This window comes from Mycolicibacterium diernhoferi (assembly GCF_019456655.1).
GTDB lineage: Bacteria > Actinomycetota > Actinomycetes > Mycobacteriales > Mycobacteriaceae > Mycobacterium > Mycobacterium diernhoferi.
Genome location: NZ_CP080332.1, coordinates 4,310,588 through 4,326,632, shown reverse-complemented (window position 1 = coordinate 4,326,632; position 16,045 = coordinate 4,310,588). Strand labels below are relative to the sequence as shown.

General features: G+C 66.1%; 17 protein-coding genes. 11 read left to right on the top strand and 6 right to left on the bottom strand.

Annotated features, from left to right (window positions below; translation table 11 throughout):
• From K0O62_RS20425 to K0O62_RS20395, 7 genes are all read left to right on the top strand, one after another.
• A complete protein-coding gene (locus tag K0O62_RS20425) occupies nucleotides 1–858 on the top strand; it encodes an MlaE family ABC transporter permease (RefSeq protein ID WP_073853244.1) in 858 nt (285 codons plus the stop codon).
• 12 nt (nucleotides 859–870) lie between these two features.
• Nucleotides 871–2,067 (top strand): MCE family protein, encoded by a 1,197-nt coding sequence (locus tag K0O62_RS20420; protein WP_073853246.1) that lies wholly within the window; start codon nucleotides 871–873, stop codon nucleotides 2,065–2,067.
• A complete protein-coding gene (locus tag K0O62_RS20415; RefSeq protein WP_073853249.1) occupies nucleotides 2,064–3,092 on the top strand; it encodes an MCE family protein in 1,029 nt (342 codons plus the stop codon). Before K0O62_RS20420 ends, K0O62_RS20415 begins: the two co-directional genes overlap by 4 nt.
• Before the next feature lie 67 nt (nucleotides 3,093–3,159).
• Nucleotides 3,160–4,302, top strand: coding sequence for an MCE family protein (locus K0O62_RS20410; RefSeq protein ID WP_073853251.1), 1,143 nt, complete (start codon nucleotides 3,160–3,162; stop codon nucleotides 4,300–4,302).
• Nucleotides 4,299–5,747, top strand: coding sequence for an MCE family protein (locus K0O62_RS20405; protein ID WP_073853254.1), 1,449 nt, complete (start codon nucleotides 4,299–4,301; stop codon nucleotides 5,745–5,747). The genes K0O62_RS20410 and K0O62_RS20405 overlap by 4 nt, the downstream gene beginning before the upstream one ends.
• The gene (locus K0O62_RS20400) at nucleotides 5,744–7,015 is read left to right on the top strand and encodes an MCE family protein (protein WP_073853257.1); all 1,272 of its coding nucleotides are present in this window, start codon (nucleotides 5,744–5,746) and stop codon (nucleotides 7,013–7,015) included. The genes K0O62_RS20405 and K0O62_RS20400 overlap by 4 nt, the downstream gene beginning before the upstream one ends.
• Entirely contained in the window at nucleotides 7,016–8,665 is a 1,650-nt protein-coding gene (locus K0O62_RS20395; protein ID WP_073853259.1) for an MCE family protein, read from the top strand.
• 104 nt (nucleotides 8,666–8,769) lie between these two features.
• Here the strand turns inward: K0O62_RS20395 and K0O62_RS20390 are convergent, their stop codons facing one another.
• On the bottom strand, nucleotides 8,770–9,279 hold the full coding sequence (locus K0O62_RS20390; protein WP_079244584.1) for an Rv2253/PknI dimerization domain-containing protein: 510 nt from the start codon (nucleotides 9,277–9,279) through the stop codon (nucleotides 8,770–8,772).
• Between the two features lie 110 nt (nucleotides 9,280–9,389).
• On the opposite strand from K0O62_RS20390, the gene K0O62_RS20385 reads away from it, so the two are divergent.
• Nucleotides 9,390–9,830, top strand: coding sequence for a hypothetical protein (locus K0O62_RS20385; RefSeq protein ID WP_073853261.1), 441 nt, complete (start codon nucleotides 9,390–9,392; stop codon nucleotides 9,828–9,830).
• Nucleotides 9,831–9,866: 36 nt separating this feature from the next.
• Nucleotides 9,867–10,313 (top strand): hypothetical protein, encoded by a 447-nt coding sequence (locus K0O62_RS20380; RefSeq protein ID WP_073853263.1) that lies wholly within the window; start codon nucleotides 9,867–9,869, stop codon nucleotides 10,311–10,313.
• 36 nt (nucleotides 10,314–10,349) lie between these two features.
• On the opposite strand, the gene K0O62_RS20375 is transcribed toward K0O62_RS20380, so the two are convergent.
• The 4 genes from K0O62_RS20375 to K0O62_RS20360 all read right to left on the bottom strand — a co-directional run bounded on the left by K0O62_RS20375 (nucleotide 10,350) and on the right by K0O62_RS20360 (nucleotide 13,746).
• Nucleotides 10,350–10,949: a hypothetical protein gene (locus K0O62_RS20375; protein WP_234799935.1), complete on the bottom strand. Its 600-nt coding sequence runs from the start codon at nucleotides 10,947–10,949 to the stop codon at nucleotides 10,350–10,352.
• Nucleotides 10,946–11,761: an Rv1363c family protein gene (locus tag K0O62_RS20370; protein ID WP_073853265.1), complete on the bottom strand. Its 816-nt coding sequence runs from the start codon at nucleotides 11,759–11,761 to the stop codon at nucleotides 10,946–10,948. The genes K0O62_RS20375 and K0O62_RS20370 overlap by 4 nt, the downstream gene beginning before the upstream one ends.
• Before the next feature lie 101 nt (nucleotides 11,762–11,862).
• The gene (locus tag K0O62_RS20365; protein WP_073854294.1) at nucleotides 11,863–12,240 is read right to left on the bottom strand and encodes an Rv2576c family protein; all 378 of its coding nucleotides are present in this window, start codon (nucleotides 12,238–12,240) and stop codon (nucleotides 11,863–11,865) included.
• Between the two features lie 228 nt (nucleotides 12,241–12,468).
• Nucleotides 12,469–13,746 carry a cytochrome P450 gene (locus K0O62_RS20360; protein ID WP_073853267.1) on the bottom strand — a complete coding sequence of 426 codons (1,278 nt, stop codon included), beginning with the start codon at nucleotides 13,744–13,746 and terminating at the stop codon, nucleotides 12,469–12,471.
• Between the two features lie 204 nt (nucleotides 13,747–13,950).
• On the opposite strand from K0O62_RS20360, the gene K0O62_RS20355 reads away from it, so the two are divergent.
• On the top strand, nucleotides 13,951–14,625 hold the full coding sequence (locus tag K0O62_RS20355) for a TetR/AcrR family transcriptional regulator (protein ID WP_079244585.1): 675 nt from the start codon (nucleotides 13,951–13,953) through the stop codon (nucleotides 14,623–14,625).
• A 21-nt stretch (nucleotides 14,626–14,646) separates the two neighbouring features.
• Entirely contained in the window at nucleotides 14,647–15,189 is a 543-nt protein-coding gene (locus K0O62_RS20350; protein WP_073853269.1) for a VOC family protein, read from the top strand.
• 79 nt (nucleotides 15,190–15,268) lie between these two features.
• Here K0O62_RS20350 and K0O62_RS20345 read toward each other — a convergent pair whose 3' ends face one another.
• A complete protein-coding gene (locus tag K0O62_RS20345) occupies nucleotides 15,269–15,985 on the bottom strand; it encodes an enoyl-CoA hydratase/isomerase family protein (RefSeq protein ID WP_073853271.1) in 717 nt (238 codons plus the stop codon).
• Between the last annotated feature and the right edge of the window lie 60 nt (nucleotides 15,986–16,045).

Genomic DNA, 16,045 nt, shown 5'->3' with positions numbered 1-16,045 from the left:
ATGGGCAACGCAGCGGTTCTGAAGTCGACCTATCCGAGGCTGGCGCGCAGCTTCAAGCGCCCCGTGCTCACGCTGGCCTCGCTGGGCGATCACACTCTGTTCTACGCCCGCGCGGTCAAGGGTATTCCGCTGGCCGTCATGCGTTACCGCCGTGAGGTGATCCGGCTGATCGCGGAGATCTCGATGGGCGCCGGGGCGTTGGCCATGATCGGCGGCACGCTGGTCATCGTCGGCTTCCTCACCCTGGCCACCGGCGGCACCCTTGCCGTGCAGGGCTATTCGAGCCTGGGCAATATCGGCATCGAGGCGCTCACCGGCTTCCTGTCCGCATTCATCAATGTCCGCATCGCCGCACCCGTGATCGCCGGCATCGGCCTGGCCGCCACCTTCGGCGCCGGCGTCACCGCGCAGCTCGGTGCGATGCGGATCAACGAGGAGATCGACGCGCTGGAGGCCATGGCGATCCGTCCGGTCGAATATCTGGTGTCCACCCGGATCGTGGCCGGCATGATTGCCATCACCCCGCTGTACTCGATTGCGGTGGTGTTGTCCTTCCTGGCCAGTGAGTTCACCACCACGGTGCTGTTCGGTCAGTCCGGCGGTCTGTACTCGCACTACTTCAACACGTTCCTGAATCCGATCGATCTGCTCTGGTCGTTCCTGCAGGCGATTCTGATGGCCTTGGCAGTGCTGTTCATCCACACCTACTTCGGGTTCTTCGCCACCGGCGGACCTTCCGGTGTGGGCGTGGCGGTCGGCAACGCGGTGCGGACCTCTCTGGTCGTGGTGGTCTCGGTGACCCTGCTGGTGTCGCTGGCCATCTACGGCTCCAACGGCAACTTCAACCTGTCGGGCTAGGGGCAACAGTCGATGACGCAAACCAATGGGCGCGTGCTGGCCGGTCTGGTCACCGTGGTGGTGATCGGGCTGATCGTCGGGTTGTCCGTGGGGCTGTTCCGAGGCAGCTTCACCGAGACCGTGCCGCTGACCGTGGTGTCCGAGCGCGCCGGTCTGGTGATGAACCCCGACGCCAAGGTGAAGATGCGCGGGGTGCAGGTGGGCACGGTGTCCTCGATCGAGTCCCGTCCCGACGGGATGGCCGTGCTGCATCTGGCCATGGATCCCGCACAGCTCAAGCGGATTCCGTCCAACGTCCAGGTCGACATCGCGTCCTCGACGGTGTTCGGAGCCAAGTTCGTCCAGCTGCAGAACCCGGCCGCTCCCTCCGGTGAGCCGGTCCGCGCCGGGGATGTCCTGCAGGGTGACCACGTCACGGTCGAGGTCAACACCGTCTTCCAGCAGCTCACCCAGCTGCTGGACTCGATCGACCCGCTGAAGGTCAACGAGACCCTCGGCGCGATGTCCGCCGCGTTCAACGGGCGTGGTGAGCAGTTCGGGCGCACCCTCACCGATTTCAACAACTTCCTGGCCAAGATCGAGCCGAGCCTGGACAACATGGCGACGCTGACCGAACAGATGCCGCCGGTGCTCAGCGCCTACGCCGACGGTGCGCCCGATCTGGTGAACGCCATCGACAATGCCAGCACGCTGGGCAACAGCATCGTCGATGAGCAGGAGAACCTGGACGCATTCCTCATCAGCGCAATCGGATTGGCCGACGTCGGCAACGAGGTGGTCGGTGGTAACCGGCAGGCGCTGCGGGATCTGGCGCACATCCTGCTGCCGACGTCCGAACTGCTGGCCAAGTACCACGAGGGCATTGGTTGCGGTATCGGCGGTCTGGTGCCGTTCTCCAAGTCACCGCCGTTCGACGTGCCGGGCATCATCATCTCGGCCAGCCTGACGCTGGGCGTCGAGCGCTATCGCTATCCCCAGGACCTGCCCAAGGTGGCCGCCACTGCGCCGCGCTCCTACTGCAAGGAGTTCGGACTGCCCGATGTGCCTCCGGAATACCGGGTGCCGGCGCTGGTCGTCGACACCGGCGCCAACCCCTATCAGTACGGAAACCAGGGCATCCTGCTCAACTCGGATGGCCTCAAGCAGATGCTGTTCGGGCCGTTGGGCGGGCCGCCACGTAACAGCGCACAGGTAGGGATGCCGGGATGACGGGATCACGCGGAATTCTGCTCAAGTTCGGCGTCTTCGCCGTGGTGATGGTGCTGCTGACCGGTGCGCTGTTCGCGGTCTTCTCCGAGGCCCGCACCGGATCGACCACCGGCTATTCAGCGGTGTTCAAGGATGCGTCGCGGCTGAAAGCCGGTGACAGCGTTCGGGTTGCCGGTCTCCGGGTCGGGACCGTCGAGGATGTGTCGCTGCTCGCCGATGGCAATGTGCTGGTCACGTTCGACGCCGACCGGACGGTCGTGCTGACCGACGGCACCAAGGCGGCGGTGCGGTATCTGAATCTGGTCGGTGACCGTTATCTGGAGCTGCTGGACGGGCCCGGATCGACTCACGTGCAGCCGGCCGGAGCCCAGATCCCGGTGGAGCGCACCGCTCCCGCACTCGATCTGGACCTGCTGCTCGGTGGCCTCAAACCGGTCATCCAGGGCCTGAATCCGCAGGATGTCAATGCCTTGACCGCCTCGCTGATCCAGATCATGCAGGGTCAGGGCGGGACCATCGAATCGTTGCTGTCCAAGACCTCGTCGTTCAGCAGCGAACTCGCCGACAACAACCAGGTGGTCGAATCGCTGATCGACGAGTTGAGCACGGTGCTGGGCACACTGGCCGAGGACGGTGACCGGTTCTCCGGTGCGGTCGATCGGATCCAGCGGTTGGTGAGCGGTCTGCACGAGGACGAGGATCCGATCGCCACCGCCATCACCGCCCTCGACAACGGCACGGCATCGCTGGCCGACTTCCTGGGCAATGCCCGGAAGCCGCTCGCAGGCGTCATCGCCGAGACCAATCGGCTGGCCACCAATATCGATGCCGGCAAGGACAGCCTCGACGTCTCGCTGCAGAAGGCCCCCGAGAACTACCGCAAGGCCATTCGTCTCGGCGCCTACGGCGGGTTCATCCAGTACTACATCTGCGGCGTCACCGTGCGCGCCAGCGATTTGCAGGGCCGCACCGTGGTATTCCCCTGGATCAGGCAGGAAGAGGGTCGATGCTCGGACAGCGGATGAGCACCATGCACTTCGCGGATCGCACAGGGGACTTGGCCGAGGACACAGAAAGGTGGTGTGACGCTCGATGCTGAAGTATCGCGGAGGCCATCTGATCCGATCCGGTGTGATCGGCGTCGTCCTGATGGTCTTGATCATCGCCGTCGGCCTGCAACCCGACCGTCTCAGCGAATGGGCGAACTCGGTGCGTTACCAAGCTCGGTTCGCCGAAGCCGGTGGCCTGAGTAACGGCAACGATGTGACGTTATCGGGTATCAAGGTCGGTTCGGTGTCGGATATCAAGCTGGACAACGGCGATGCCCTGGTGACGTTCACCCTGGAGGGGAAGTACGGGCTGGGCTCGGAGACCCAGGCTCACATCCGGACCGGCACCCTGCTCGGGGAGCGGGTGTTGGCACTGGAACCGGCCGGCAGCGGGCGGATGCGCGGACTCGACGAGATCCCCTTGTCGCGCACTTCGTCTCCGTATTCCCTGACCGACGCCGTCGGCGAACTGACCAGCAACACCGCCGGTACCGACACCGAGTCGTTGAACCAGTCGCTGGACACGCTGTCGCAGACCATCGACCAGATCGCTCCGCAACTCGGCCCCACCTTCGATGGCCTGAGCAGGCTGTCCAAGTCGCTGAACAACCGCAACGAGAGTCTCGGCGATCTGCTGCGCAGTGCGGGTGATGTCACCGGGGTACTGTCCCAGCGCAGCGAGCAGGTCAACACCCTCATCCTGAACGCCAATGATCTCGTCGGTGTGCTCAACGACCGCCGCCAGGCCATTGTCAGCCTGTTGGCCAACACATCCCAGGTGTCGCAGGTGTTGTCCGGCGTGGTGGCCGATAACGAGGCTCAACTCAAACCCGCACTGGATCGGATGAACTCGTTGTCCGAGGTGCTGGAAAAGAACCGAGACAACATCGCCCAAGCCCTGCCCGGCCTGGCCAAATACGAACTCACCCAGGGTGAGACGGTGTCGAACGGGTTCTACTACAGCGCCTACATCCCCAACATCGTGTTCGGACAGCTGCTGCAGCCGTTCCTCGACTACGCCTTCGGGTTCCGGCGCGGCGTCAACGCCGGACAACCGCCGGACAACGCCGGCCCACGCGCGGAACTTCCGTTCCCGGTCAACGGTATTCCTTCGCCGGGAGACCTGCCGCCGCGGTCGTTCCCGCTGCCCGTCATACCGCCGCTGCCAGGAGATGCGCCTCGATGAGCACACGTAGACGACTGCTCGTCCTCGGCGTCACGGTGGCCGTGGTGGTCGGTGCGGGGTTCCTGGTGCGCCAGGTGTTCTTCAAACCCACCACCATCACCGCGTACTTTCCGACCGCCACGGCGATCTATCCGGGCGATGAGGTGCGGGTGTCGGGGGTGAAGGTCGGCACCATCCGCTCCATCGATCCCAGGGGACGGCAGACCAAGCTGACCCTGCAGATCGACCCGGATGTCTCGGTCCCGGCGGACGCCAAGGCGATCATCGTGGCTCCGAACTTGGTGGCCGCCCGCTTCGTGCAGCTCACCCCGCCGTTCCGTGACGGTGACAACGACGCCATGGCCGACGGTGCGGTCATCCCCGAGGATCGCACCGCAGTGCCGGTGGAGTGGGATCAGGTCAAGACCCAATTGGAACGGCTGGCAACGGAGTTGGGCCCGCGTAGCGGCGTGGACGGCACTTCGGTGTCTCGGTTCATCGACAGTGCGGCCAGTGCCATGGACGGCAACGGTGCGAAGCTGCGCGAGACGCTGGCTCAGCTGTCCGGGGTGGCGCGGGTGATGGCCGACGGCAGCGGCGACATCGTCGACATCATCAAGAACCTGCACATCTTCGTCGACGCCATCCGCGGCAGCAGCGAGCAGATCGTGATGTTCGAGAACCGGCTGGCCACCTTGACCAGTGTGGTGAACGACAGCCGGTCGAGCCTCGATGCCATGCTCAATGACCTGTCCTTCGCCATCGACGAGGTGCAGCGTTTCGTCGCCGGCACCCGCAACGAGACCTCGGAACAGGTCGTCCGGTTGAACAATGTGATGCAGAACCTGGTGGACAGCCGGCTGGCCATCGAGAACATCCTGCACATCACCCCCACCGCCATCGCGAACACGTTGAACATGTACAACGTGTCCAACGGTGCTCCGGTGGGGTCCATCGCCTTCGCCAACTTCAGCAATCCGGTGCAGGCGGTGTGCGGCATGGTCGGCGCCGTCGAGAATGTCACCGCGCCGGAGACCGCGAAGCTATGTGACCAGTACTTCGGTCCGGCGCTGCGGTTGCTCAACTTCAACGGAATGCCGCTCCCGATGAACCCGTACCTGACAAAATCGGCCAGCCCGGACAAATTGATCTACACCGATATGCGGCTGGCGCCCAATGGTGGTGGCATTCCCCGCGAACCCGAGCCGGCACCGGCGATCTCCGCCTACACCGGCGCCGGCGATGTGCCGCCGCCGCCCGGATGGAACGCGCCACAGCCTCCGGGCCGCGGTGCCTACGCACCGAATGGGCTGCCCGCCACACCGCATGCCCCGTTGCTTGCTGGTGCGCCACAACCGAGCCCGACCACGTTCGACGGGCTGCTGTTGCCGGGCTACGGTGGCCCGGCTCCGGCTCCGGCACCTGATGCTCCGATGCTTCCGGCCGAAGGGAATCCGCCGTCATGATCAGTGTCGGATCGGCGCGGCGCGCCCTGGTGGTCGGGACGGCCGCCGGGTTCGTCCTCAGCGGGTGTGCCTTCCACGGGGTGAACTCGCTGCCGTTGCCGGGTGTGCAGGGCAACACCAGGGACGCCCAGCGTTTCACCGTCGAGGTCGCCAACGTCGGTACCCTCGAATCGAATTCGCCGGTGATGATCGATGATGCGGTCGTCGGCAGCGTGGGGAAGATGAGGGTCGACGGCTGGAACGCCAACGTCGAGGTCAACATCAACCCGGGTGTCGTGGTGCCCGGCAATGCCGTTGCCACGGTCGGGCAGACCAGCCTGTTGGGGTCCATGCACTTGGCGCTCAATGCCCCGGTGGGGGAGGACCCGTCGGGTCAACTGCAGTCCGGAGCGACCATCCCGCTGAGTGATTCGTCGACGTATCCGTCCACCGAACAGACGCTGTCCTCGCTGTCGACCATGGTCAACGGCGGTGGGTTGGGCCAGATCGGTGACATCATCCACAACTTCAGCACCGCGATGTCGGGGCGGGAGTCCGAGATCCGCGATCTGCTGGTGCGTCTCGACAAGTTCGTCGGGACCCTGGACACCCAGCGCAGCAACATCGTGGCGTCCATCAAACAGCTGAATACCGTCGCCGGCACGTTCGCCTCGCAGAACGACAAGATCGACCGGGCGCTCAAGGACATCCCGCCCGCCCTGGACGTGTTGATCGAGAGCCGCCCGCAGTTCACCACCGCACTGCAGCGCCTCGGCGATTTCAGCGACACGGCAACCGGTCTGGTCAACGACGCAGGCAAGGAACTGGTGCGCGACCTGGCCAACCTGGAGCCCGCGCTCAAGGCTTTGGCCGATATCGGTCCCGATATCAACGACGGCCTGGCCTACGCATCAGCCTTCCCTTACGGACCCAATGCGATCGAGCGCGCCGTCAAGGGCGACTTCCTGAATCTGTTCGCGGTCTTCGACCTGACCTACCCGCGGCTCAAGCGCACGCTGTTGCTCGGCACCCGCTGGGGTGATGAGAACGCGACGCTCATTCCGGCGCCGGGTGATCCGTGGTACCTGAACTACTCCTACAACCCGATGTCGGCGCCGATCGCGCCGCCGCCTGCCGGCGCGCCGGCACCCGCGGGTGCACCTCCGCCGGTCAACGGCCCGGTGCTGCCGGTGGCACCGCCACCGCTGCCCCCGCATTCGTCACCCCCGGCGCCCGCGGCGCCCATCTTCGCCGGGCCGTATGCGCCCGCCCAGGGAAGCGGTGGATAGATGCTGACTCGCTTTGTCAGAATGCAGCTGATCATCTTCACCGTGGCGTCCATTGTCGGTGTCGGAGTGATGGTGTTCGGGTACATGAAGTTGCCCACACTGCTCGGGATCGGCAGGCTCACAGTGAGTCTCGACCTGCCCGCCACCGGCGGACTGTACCGGTTCTCCAATGTCACCTACAACGGTGTCCAGATCGGCCGGGTGACGGCCGTCGAGTTGACCGACACCGGAGCGCGCGCCACGCTGTCGCTGGACCGATCGCCCAAGGTCCCCGCGGACCTGCGGGCCGAGGTGCTCAGTGTGTCTGCGGTGGGCGAGCAGTATGTGGATCTGCGCCCGAACACCGACTCGGAGCCGTATCTGCAGGACGGCGCGGTGATCTCGGCGGAGAACACCACCATCCCTCAGGAGGTCGGCCCGATGCTCGACCAGATGAGCGCTCTGGTGCAGTCGATTCCCAAGGACCGGCTCAACGCGCTGCTGGACGAGACCTATCAGGCCTTCAACGGTGCGGGATACGACTTCCAGTCGCTGATCGATTCGGCGGGCAAGCTGACCCGCGACGCGGACAGTGTCTCCGGTGAGATGAGTTCACTCATCGACAACAGCGTCCCGCTGCTGGATACTCAGGTTCAGACCACCGACGCCATCCGGACGTGGTCACGCAGCCTGGCCGGTATCACTGAGCAGGTGGTCCGCAACGATCCGCAGGTGCGCACCCTGCTGCAGCGCGGCCCCGGCTTCGCCGAAGAGGTTTCGGGACTGCTCACCGACATCAAACCGACACTGCCGGTGCTGTTGGCGAACCTGACCACGGTGAGCCAGATCCTGCTGACCTACAACCCGGCTCTGGAGCAGTTGTTCGTGCTGCTGCCCAACTACATCGCGGCGCAGCAGTCCTTCGGTCTACCGAAGAACAATCCCACCGGCCTGCCGGTAGGCGACTTCACGCTCACCGTGGGTGACCCCAATCCGTGTCTGGTCGGCTTCCTGCCGCCATCGCAGTGGCGGTCCCCGGCGGACACCAGCACGGTCGACACCCCGGACAACCTGTACTGCAAGCTGCCGCACGACTCACCCATCTCGGTGCGTGGTGCGCGCAATATCCCGTGTATGGAACATCCGGGCAAGCGTGCCCCGACGGTCGAACTGTGCAACGACCCACGAGGATTCGTGCCGTTGGCGATGCGTCAGCATCTGACCGGCCCGATGCCCTTCGATCCGAATCTGGTGTCCCAGGGCATCCCGCCGGACGACCGGGTTTCCTTCGAGGGACAGATCCACGCCCCGATAGCGGGCACACCGCTGCCGCCGGGTGCGGTCCCGTCCGGGACGCCTCCCGGCGCGCCCGCCGCGCCACCGCCACCACCGGCACAGGTGTCCTCCCCGCCGACGGCGTACATTCCGCCGCCGCCGCCGGGGAACTCGGTCAACGGTGTCCCGGTGCCGCCGGTGACCCCGCCGCCCGCCGACGGTGCGCTGCCGGTGGCTCCCAGTGCGAACTCGGCCGGCAGTGGGCCGTCGGTCGCGGTGGTGCCGTACGACCCGAACACCGGCAAGTACATGACACCGGACGGCCGCTACGAGCAGCAGACCAATCTGATCGCCGGCGGCGCACCGAAGTCATGGCAGGAACTGATGCCGACCTGATGGTCCGCCACCATCGGGTGGGCCATCAGAACAGAAGATCCCCGGCCGGACGGCCGGGGATCTTCTGGGCGGTTCTGACGCGAGCGTCGTTGCGGTGCAGCGAATTACATCTTGTCCAGTCGCAGCGGCATCTCGATGGCGGTGGGGGTGTTGCGGCCGCAGGCGCCGCCTGGGCCCTCGGTGCGATCGAATCCCTTGAGGGTCTGCCCGTTCGCGGTGTCCACCTGTCCGTTAGGGCTTGTCCCGAAGAACTGGAAGCGCTGGTAGCCAGGCGCGCTGGTGCCATCCGGGCAGGGCAGCCAGCCCGGATGCTCCACTTCGACGATCCAGCGGTTGATCCGGAATTTGGCCGGGACCGTCCAACCCTTGTCGCTGGTGACCGTTCCGTCGCAGGTCTGAACATTGGTGCAACTGGTCGAGAAGGTCCACGTCGACACCACGACGGCCTCGTTCATACGGACCTCGTTCGTCTTGGCCCAGTCGCCGTTGGAGATCACCCGGTACGGACCGTTGAGGGGGTTACCGGGGGCGGCGTGCGCGGTCGGGGCGACGCCCATTGCCAGGGCGCCGGCGATGACCGCTGCCACGCCGACCGATGGACCGAATGCATGCATGACGACTCCTCACGCTTTTCAGGGTGTCTTCCCTCCAGCGTAGTGCCGACGAAGAGCAACCCTTGCAGAATAGGAGAACTTTGTTATCGCAATGTGGGAAGGTGGACGGTATGCGCGTGATGAGGGGTGTGGTGGCCGCGGCTGTCGCTGTGGCACCGATGTTTTCGGCGCCGATCGCTGCTGCGGAACCGCCCGCGGAGCCGGTCCCGGCCGAACCGGCGATGCTGTTCGATTGCAACGATCCGTCGTGCACACCGGGCATCGCTCCCAACATCGTGCTCGGCTCCTACTGCAACAACACCACGCACTACGTGTTCGGTGTGACGTCCTGGGGCCGGTTGGTGTTCTGCGGTTCACCGCGGCGCTATGAGCCCCGGTGGTTCCGCGCCACGGAGATGCACGGCATCAAGGCCGAAGGTGCCACCTGCAGTGGTTACGAAAGCGACATGGCCCAGTCCCCGGACGGGCTGTTCCTCACGTGTATCGCCAAGAACGGCGCGACCCGCTGGGTGCGCGGGGATGCGTCGGCGTCCGACCCCATCCCGCGCTGATCTGTTGGCCTGTCGACTTTTTGAACGAGGAGCACGATGAAGAAATCGATCCTTGGCGCTGCGCTGACGCCGATCGTGGCCGCCGGCCTGTTCGCGCCGCCGGCCAACGCGATGAACCTCGGCAACTACGAGGTGATGAGCAACCGGTGGACGGATGCGTCCTGGGTTTGGGCGACCTACCCCTGCGAGGATTACGACCAGTACGACACCCCGACCGATGATTGCCGGCTGGTGCGAGCCGTGCCGCGTCCGAAGTTCGGTGCGTATTACGGCGGCGAAGCCCGCATGGTCGACGGGCAATGGGCGTTTACCGCCGACGTTCCCGACGGGCTGCGTTGTCTCGGGCACGTGATGCCGACCAAGGACACCTACCGGTGGGACGACGTGAGCCTGTTCGGCACGGTGGAGTCCCGGTTCGACGTGGGCTGCTTCAACGGCCCGCCCGGGATGAACGTGTGGACGTTCTCGCTGGTGCGGTTCTAGGCCGGGTCGAGCGCTGGAGCAAGACCGGGTCGAAAGCTAGACAGGATCAAAAGCGGCGATGAGCCAGGCGCCGTCCTGCTTTTCCAGCACCACCTTGACCGCGCTCGCGGTGAAGCTGCCGTCCGGGTTGTCCCGGCTGGTGGTCGACTGATTGATGAAGACGAGCACCTCGGCGGTGTCCGGTTCGATGTCGACGATCCCCTTGCGCGTCACCGCCGCGGACGTCTGCACCTGCTTCTCCTTGGCTGCGGGCGCGACGATTTCGTCGGTGAACTGGGTGTAGTAGTCCAGGAAGTCGCCGGTCATCCGGGACTTGGCATTGGCGAAGTCGGCGTCCAGGGTGGCCGGTGAATAGGAGAGCAGCGCCACGGCGCCGTCGGCGGCCGCGGTCAGTACGGCCTGTCGCGCGGTCTCGTCGATCTGCTGATCGGTGCGGTAATCGGTGAAGTAGAGCCAGCCGGCCACACCGGCCGAAGTCAACAGCAGTGCCGCGAGCAGCACCGGGGCGATCCACTTCTGCAGCCGCGACGGGGAAGCGGCAGGGGTAGTGGGGGTCTGCGCCACGGTGGTGGTCGTAGCCTCGGCGGCCACGGTGGCGGCCGTATCCTCGGTGGTCACGGGTTCTTCACTGGTCACGGGGCGAACTCCACCTTCGACATCTTGATCTGGTCGCCGTCGCGGGTCAGGCTCACCGCGAGTCGCCAGCTCCGCGGCTCCTGTTGGGCGCCTGCGGTATTGCTGACCGTCGAGGTGGCGGTGACCAGGACGACGGCGTCGTTGTCGGTCATCGACTCGACCGCCGCCGCGGTGGCGGTCGCCTCGGTGACCACTTTCGACTCCTTGGCCACGGTGGCGAAATCCTTTGCCTGGGCCTCGAATTCCTTGCGGAAGTTCCCGGTCGAGTTGTCCAGGATGCGTTGGACATCCTCGTCGACACTGGTGAAGTCCAGGGACATCAGCGTCACCACGCTCTGCTTGGCTGCCGCCGCGTACTCGGCCGCCTGACGCTGCTTGTCCTCGACGCTGCGATGCTGGAGCACCATCAGCACGCTGACGGTGATCAGTGCGCCGGTCAGCAGCACGACGAGAGCGGCTGCCGCCCAACGCAGTGCGGGGCCGAGCCGGCGCTGTGGCTGGACGGGCTCGGCGGCCTCGTAGTCCTCGGCGTTACCTGCCTCGGTTTCCTCGGCTGCCGAGTCGCTCTCGGATTCGACTTCGGTGTCGGTGGGTTCGGCTGTGCTGTCCGCACCGGCGGCGTCCTGCTTGCGCGATCGGATCTCGTCGGCGCGGGCCCGGGCGGCTGCCGCGGTGGCCTCGGCGGCCGCCGCTTCCGCCTCCGCGAGCGTCAGCGCAGTCGTGGCATCTGTCGCCGTTTCGGTACCCTCCGCATCGGTGGTCACGTCGGGCTTGGCGGGGTCCTTCGCCGGGTCAGACTTGCGAAACCGCATCCGACCTCCTGTCTTTTCCGCATGCAGCAATCGGTTTCACGGTACCGGAGCCGGCGGGCTGGATCGGCCGGGTGCCCGGCCAGTGGGCGATGTCTGCGGCGCTACCAGGTGCGCAGTGAGCAGAGCGCACCCTTGAGGCCCGAATCGGTGGCGACCACGACGTCGTCCACCCGCAGCTCGCAGACGAAACCGGGGTCGGCCAGGCCTGGGGTGTGTCCGGGTACCGACGCGACGACCATCGCCCAGGACTGCGGGTCGGCCAGGGTGGCTTCCAGAACCCAGGGCTTGCCGGGGCCCAGATCGACGTCGGCCCTGGGACTGAAGACGTACGGATTGTGGCTGTAGTCGGCCCAATTCGGCGGCTGCACATCGCGGTAGTAGATGACCGCGCGCGTCGGCTGGCTGGCGCCGACGGTGTACTTGACGTGATGCAGGACCGGCTCTTCGGCCGCGGCCGGGACGGCGCAGGCCAGGCTCATGACGGCCGCGGCGACCGCGGCGTGCACCACGACGAACTTCACAGGACTTCCTCCACGGCTCGGCGGCTTCGGCTGACTATAGAACGCGGGTGCGCTTCGGAGAGTCGAAACGGGATTCTCGCCCTCGCGAAAACGGAGAATAATATTCTCGATAGCGGAAACGGGTTCGGCGCGTCTTCCGTGCGCTGATCGCACGGAAGACGCGCCGAACTCGCGAGGCGTCTGGTGTCAGCCGAGCGGGGTGAACTTGACGTGCAGGTCGGTCAACCCGCGCAACACGAACGTCGGCTCGTAGTTGAAGTTCTGGTCGCCGACCGGGCCGTGCTTGTCGGCGTCGACCGTGATGTCGCCCATCCGGTCCAGGATTCGCTCGATCGACACGCGTCCCTCGACGCGGGCGAGCGGCCCGCCCGGGCAGGAGTGCACGCCGCGGCCGAAGGCCATGTGCTCGCGCACGTTCTTGCGGTCCAGCCGCAGCTCGTGCGGATTCTCGAAACGGCTGGGGTCACGGTTGACCGCACCCGGGAGCACCATCACCGGGGTGCCTGCCGGGATCTTCACGCCGCCGACCTCGGTCGTCTTGCGCGCCAAGCGGAAGTCGCACTTCACCGGGCTCTCCAGGCGCAGCGACTCCTCGATGAAGGTCGGGATGAGGCTGCGATCGTCACGCAGCTTCTGCTGGACCTCGGGATTCTCGGCCAGCACCCGCATCGCGGCGCTGAGCAGCTTGGTGGTGGTCTCCTGTCCCGCGGCGAACAGGAAGGTCGCCGAGCGCACCACCTCGATGACCGGAGGCACCGACTCGTCCGGGTACAGCGCGGTCGCGAGCGAGGTCAGGACGTCCTCGCGCGGGTTTGCCCGGCGATCCTCCAGGTAGGCGATGAACTTGTCGTCCAGGAACTGCAGCGGGTTCTCGTCCACGACCTCCTGCTCGAGGGAACCCACCCGGGCGCCGGGCCGGTCGGCGCCGAGCTTGGTGCGGAACTGCTTGTGGTCCTCTTCTGGCACACCCAGCAGGTCGGCGATCACCAGCAGCGAGAACGGCTTTGCGTACTCGGCCAGGAACTCGCACCGGCCGTTTTCCAGGAACTCGTCGAGCTGGACGTCGGCCAGCTTCCACATGAAATCCTCGTTCTCCTTGAGCCGGCGCGGCGTCAGGAGCCGGTTCAGCAGAGAGCGGGCCTTGGTGTGATCCGGCGGATCCATGGTGACCATGTGCTCGAACATGGGTAGCAGGTGCCGGTGCGCCTCAAGCTGCTCGGAGATGTCATCGCCCTCGGGGGTGAACGGCAGGGGCGGGAACGGTCCGCCGAGCGCAACCGCATTGGAGAAGGCGTCGGTGTTCTTGTAGACCGCGACCGCTTCCTCGTAGCCGGTGACGGCGTAGCAGCCCCACGGCGGCACCGGCAAGACCGGGTTCTGCTCGCGCAGATAATCGAAGTACGGGTACGGATTGGGCACCAGCGACTGGTCGGTGAGGAAGTCCAGCGTCGCGTATTCGCTCATGTGGGTAGATCTCCGGTGGCTGTGGGGGTGGGATGGTGTCGGGCGCTGTCCTGCCGGCGAATTCGCATCGCCGGCCGAGCTGTGACATGAAAAGTGCTGTGCACCTGCTTAGCATGTGGATAGAGTCGTGGTCAAGGTCACACGCGGTCGGTCGATACGATCCGTCGCGGCAGCGGACGCAAACTTCAGCAAAGGGTGGGGGAGATGTCCACAGCGCGCAGAATCGGGGCGCCGGACGCCAAGAACCGGGGCGTCCTGCTCGACGCCGCCGAGGCGCTGATGCTCGACGAGGGGTACGCCGCGGTGACGTCGCGGCGGGTCGCCGAGCGGGCCGGTCTCAAGCCCCAGTTGGTGCACTACTACTTCCGGAACATGGACGAGTTGTTCCTGGCGGTGTTCCAGCGCCGCGCCGAACAGGGACTGGTGGTGCAGGAGGCGGCGCTCAAATCGGCTCAGCCGTTGCGCGCGCTGTGGATGTTCAGCACCGACCCGGCGGCCACCCGGCTGACGATGGAGTTCATGGGTCTGGCCAACCACCGCAAGGAACTGCGCGCCCAGATCAGCTACTACGCCGAGCGGTTCCGCGAGGATCAGCGGGCGGCCATGGCCGCGGCGCTCGACCGCTACGGTGTCGATCCCGGCGATGTCCCTCCGGTCGTCTGGTCGGTGATCGGTACCAGCGTGTCCTGGGTGCTGGTGATGGAGCAGGCACTGGGAATGTCGGCCGGGCACGCGGAGACGCTGGAGTTCGTCGAGCACTGGCTGCGTGAACTCGAGGGTGAGGCGCTGCCCGTGGAGGAGATCTTCGGCGATCTGGTGGGCAGCGGCTTCGCGGCGGCCCCGACCCGAGATTCCAACGGAACCGCCACCGGATCCTGACCGGCCGATACCGTCTCCGGTGTGCAACATGAACCCGTCCTACCCGGCCCGGTCCGGCAAATCGGTTATGTGGTCCGTGATCTCGACGCCGCGCTGGCGGATTGGCTGAAACTCGGGGTCGGCCCCTGGTACGTCATGCGCGGCCTGGACCAACGGGTCACCTACCGCGGTGAGCCCTGCCAGGTGACCCTGTCGCTGGCGCTGGCCAACAGTGGCGATCTGCAGGTCGAACTGATCCAGCAGACCGATGCCGCGCCGAGCATCTTCACCGAGTTCCTTGATTCGTCCGGCGGCGGGTTTCACCAACTCGCCTACTGGACAGACGATTTCGGGGCGACCATGGACCGCGTCGCGGCCGCGGGCTGGCCGGTGGTCTGGTCGGGCGGGGAGGGCGAGGGGGTGCGCTTCGCCTACGTGGAACCTGGTGGGACCGGACCCGGGCCCGCGACGGTCGTCGAGATCATGGAGCTCACCGAGGCGTCGGCCGGCATGGCGGCGTTCGTCCGCCAGGCCGCCGAGGGCTGGGACGGCAGCGATCCGATCCGCGAACTCGGCGGTACCTGAGCCTCGCCGAAAGTGAATCGCCTGCGGTGATTCGGCGATCTTCCCGCAGTGGATGCCCACTCGGCGATGTCGATGCGGGCTACCTGCCCTTGTTCATCACCTTGTCGGCGGCGACCCAGTGCTCGTCGGACACCCAGAGCCCGGCGAATGCGGCGACGGCATCGGTCGTGGTGGTCCCGTTGATGACGCGTTTGATCGCCGGCCCCGGCGTGCGGGCCAGCAGTTGGGCCGTCGTGCGCCAGTGCGCGGCGAAGTCCGCGCGCGGTACCACCTCGTCGATCAGGCCGAGCCGGTGCGCATCGGCGGCGCCGAGAATGCGGCCGGTGCCGGCCAGCAGCAGCGCCTGACTGCGTCCGACCAGTGCGCCGAGGCGTTCGGCCCCACCCCAGGCGGGCATGATCGCCAGCGACACCTGGTTGAACCCGATCTTGATGTCGTCGGCGGCGATCCGGATGTCGGCGGACACCGCCACCTCGGCCCCGCCGCCCAGGGCGTGGCCGTTGAGCGCGGCGACGACGGGTCCGGGGAACCCGGCGATGCGATCGCAGATGGTGCGCATCCGCCACGCCATCTCGGAGGCTTCCAGTTCGGTGCGCAGCGCGGCCAGTTCCTTGAGATCGCCACCCGAGACGAAGGCCTTGTCGCCGCCGCCGGTGATGACCAGGGCGGACGCACCACCCACATTGTCCAGGGCCTTGCCGAGTTCGTTCATCGTGTCCAGCGAGATGGCGTTGCGGGCGTGCGGGCGGTCAATGGTGATGACCGCCAGTTCGCCGTCCAGTTCGAGGTCGACCATTAAACGTTCTCCAATTGCGGTATTGGCATTCTCGGCAGGTGAGAATAGCATCACCAGCAT

Excerpts from the sequence above, each read along its gene's own strand:
- K0O62_RS20425 (WP_073853244.1), top strand. The coding sequence starts at position 1 with ATGGGCAACGCAGCGGTTCTGAAGTCGACCTATCCGAGGCTGGCGCGC.
- K0O62_RS20420 (WP_073853246.1), top strand. The coding sequence starts at position 871 with ATGACGCAAACCAATGGGCGCGTGCTGGCCGGTCTGGTCACCGTGGTG.
- K0O62_RS20415 (WP_073853249.1), top strand. The coding sequence starts at position 2,064 with ATGACGGGATCACGCGGAATTCTGCTCAAGTTCGGCGTCTTCGCCGTG.
- K0O62_RS20410 (WP_073853251.1), top strand. The coding sequence starts at position 3,160 with ATGCTGAAGTATCGCGGAGGCCATCTGATCCGATCCGGTGTGATCGGC.
- K0O62_RS20405 (WP_073853254.1), top strand. The coding sequence starts at position 4,299 with ATGAGCACACGTAGACGACTGCTCGTCCTCGGCGTCACGGTGGCCGTG.
- K0O62_RS20400 (WP_073853257.1), top strand. The coding sequence starts at position 5,744 with ATGATCAGTGTCGGATCGGCGCGGCGCGCCCTGGTGGTCGGGACGGCC.
- K0O62_RS20395 (WP_073853259.1), top strand. The coding sequence starts at position 7,016 with ATGCTGACTCGCTTTGTCAGAATGCAGCTGATCATCTTCACCGTGGCG.
- K0O62_RS20390 (WP_079244584.1), bottom strand. The coding sequence starts at position 9,279 with ATGCATGCATTCGGTCCATCGGTCGGCGTGGCAGCGGTCATCGCCGGC.
- K0O62_RS20385 (WP_073853261.1), top strand. The coding sequence starts at position 9,390 with ATGCGCGTGATGAGGGGTGTGGTGGCCGCGGCTGTCGCTGTGGCACCG.
- K0O62_RS20380 (WP_073853263.1), top strand. The coding sequence starts at position 9,867 with ATGAAGAAATCGATCCTTGGCGCTGCGCTGACGCCGATCGTGGCCGCC.
- K0O62_RS20370 (WP_073853265.1), bottom strand. The coding sequence starts at position 11,761 with ATGCGGTTTCGCAAGTCTGACCCGGCGAAGGACCCCGCCAAGCCCGAC.
- K0O62_RS20365 (WP_073854294.1), bottom strand. The coding sequence starts at position 12,240 with ATGAGCCTGGCCTGCGCCGTCCCGGCCGCGGCCGAAGAGCCGGTCCTG.
- K0O62_RS20360 (WP_073853267.1), bottom strand. The coding sequence starts at position 13,746 with ATGAGCGAATACGCGACGCTGGACTTCCTCACCGACCAGTCGCTGGTG.
- K0O62_RS20355 (WP_079244585.1), top strand. The coding sequence starts at position 13,951 with ATGTCCACAGCGCGCAGAATCGGGGCGCCGGACGCCAAGAACCGGGGC.
- K0O62_RS20345 (WP_073853271.1), bottom strand. The coding sequence starts at position 15,985 with ATGGTCGACCTCGAACTGGACGGCGAACTGGCGGTCATCACCATTGAC.